Origin of the sequence: Vibrio sp. 10N.261.52.A1 (assembly GCF_002876325.1) — a bacterium.
Classification (GTDB): Bacteria; Pseudomonadota; Gammaproteobacteria; order Enterobacterales; family Vibrionaceae; genus Vibrio; species Vibrio chagasii.
This window is the reverse complement of record NZ_MCYD01000073.1, coordinates 1-537: the sequence shown is the minus strand read 5'-3', so window position 1 is coordinate 537 and position 537 is coordinate 1. Positions and strand designations below refer to the sequence as shown.

At 39.1% G+C, this 537-nt stretch carries 1 protein-coding gene; it reads right to left on the bottom strand.

Features of this window, described 5'->3' with window-relative positions; all coding sequences use genetic code 11:
- On the bottom strand, positions 1-371 hold a 371-nt coding region (locus BCT81_RS01065), incomplete at its 3' end, for a DUF1254 domain-containing protein (protein ID WP_133152476.1).
- Positions 372-537 lie beyond the last annotated feature (166 nt).

Below are 537 nucleotides of genomic sequence, written 5' to 3'. Positions count from 1 at the left end.
ACATACTCACCTTGAATATCATCCGCATTGACTTCAAGGGTCTCGCCATTTTTTACGACTTGGTGAAAGAGATGATGCTCATCAATGATGTGAATGATCTGAAATTCGTCAGACTCAGGAACAGTAAACGTTGCACCTTTACTGACGTCAACGATGGCAATTGAGTAGACGACATCGCGATTTGAACGGATGACTTGCTGATTGTCTATGCTGACCGGTTCATCATGCATCCATGTGTTCACGCCGACTTTTTCTTGTACGCCAGCAAAATACCAATCAGATTCAGCAACAACGTAGTTGTCCATTGTCACAGGAGCTGCCACACAGCTAAATGCAGTGATTAGAGATAAAGATAAAATCGTTTTTTTCATAAATTGACTCGCTGATTCAAAGATTAATATATGTTCCTAATCAAACCCTTCCGAATCAGCGACATTGAATATTGAACAATTGCTGATCCGCATTCCTTTACATTTACTTACTACTCTAATCAAGCCACTGAACTTAGAATATTTGAATATATGTAACTTGCTGTTA